Source organism: Mesorhizobium sp. M7A.F.Ca.CA.002.05.1.1, assembly GCF_003998335.1.
Lineage (GTDB): Bacteria > Pseudomonadota > Alphaproteobacteria > Rhizobiales > Rhizobiaceae > Mesorhizobium.
Genome location: NZ_RZQI01001277.1, coordinates 1 through 1226, shown reverse-complemented (window position 1 = coordinate 1226; position 1226 = coordinate 1). Strand labels below are relative to the sequence as shown.

The window sequence follows — 1226 nt, the reverse complement described above, 5'->3', positions numbered from 1 at the left end:
GGGCGCGGGGTGCCGGGTCTAGCCCCGCCAGTGCAGTACGCAGACCAGCGTGAACAGCCGGCGCGCCGTATCGAAGTCGATGTCGATCTTGCCGGACAGCCGGTCCATCAGCGTCTGCGAACCTTCATTGTGCAGGCCGCGGCGGCCCATGTCGATCGCTTCGATGTGGCTCGGCGTCGAGGAACGGATGGCGTCGTAGTAGCTTTCGCAGATCATATAATAGTCCTTGACGATGCGCCTGAGCGGCGTCAGCGACAGGATATGGGTGACGACGGCGGTGCCATCCTCGCGCGCCACGGCAAACACCAGGCGCTGCTCGGCCAGCGACAGTTTCAGCCGGTAAGGGCCGTCGCCGCTGTCACTGACGGGCTGAAAACTGTTCTCCTCGATCAGGTCGAAGATCGCCACCGCGCGTTCATGCTCGACATCGGGTGTCGACCGGCCGATCGATTCATCGAGTTCGACATCGATCAGCCTGGCGCGGGTTTGATCGGGGCCAGACATCGCCGCCTACATGTTCAACCGTATGGCGACGGAGCGTCCATGCGCGTCAAGGCCTTCCGCCTTGGCCAGCGCAATCGCCGCCGGCGCCAAGATCCGCAACTGTTCCGGTCCAAGCTTGAGGATCGACGTGCGCTTGACGAAATCGAGCACCGACAGACCGGACGAGAAGCGCGCCGAGCGCGCCGTAGGCAGCACATGGTTGGAGCCGCCGACATAGTCGCCGATGGCTTCCGGCGTGTGGCGGCCGAGAAAGACCGCACCCGCGTTGCGCATCCGCGACAGGAAGCCCTCGGCGTCGTCGATGGCCAGTTCGACATGTTCGGCGGCGATGCGGTCGACCAGCGGCAGCGCGGCGTCGATGGTCGACACCTGGATCACCGCACCAAAATCACGCCAGCTCGCCGCCGCCGTCTCGGCGCGTGGCAGGCTCTGCAACTGGCGCTCGACGGCTTGTTCGACAGCGATGCCGAAGGCTGGATCGTCGGTGACCAGGATCGATTGCGCCGATGCATCGTGCTCGGCCTGGGCCAGCAGGTCGGCCGCGATCCAGTCCGGATCGTTGCTGCCGTCGGCCACGACGAGCACTTCCGACGGCCCGGCGATCATGTCGATGCCGACGGCGCCGAACACCTGGCGCTTGGCCGCCGCGACATAGGCATTGCCCGGGCCGACGATCTTGGCGACCGGCCTGATCGTTTCGGTGCCGTAGGCAAGGGCGGCGA

General features: G+C 65.8%; 2 protein-coding genes. Both read right to left on the bottom strand.

Annotated elements, in window-relative coordinates:
* Nucleotides 1-18: 18 nt before the first annotated feature.
* Nucleotides 19-504, bottom strand: coding sequence for a UPF0262 family protein (locus EN939_RS34850; protein WP_127271901.1), 486 nt, complete (start codon nt 502-504; stop codon nt 19-21).
* Between the two features lie 6 nt (nt 505-510).
* The coding region (hisD, locus tag EN939_RS34845; RefSeq protein ID WP_127271899.1) for a histidinol dehydrogenase at nt 511-1226 on the bottom strand (716 nt) is incomplete at its 5' end.

What these genes read in the sequence shown, in the direction of transcription:
- EN939_RS34850 (WP_127271901.1), bottom strand. Translation starts at nt 504, where the DNA reads ATGTCTGGCCCCGATCAAACCCGCGCCAGGCTGATCGATGTCGAACTC.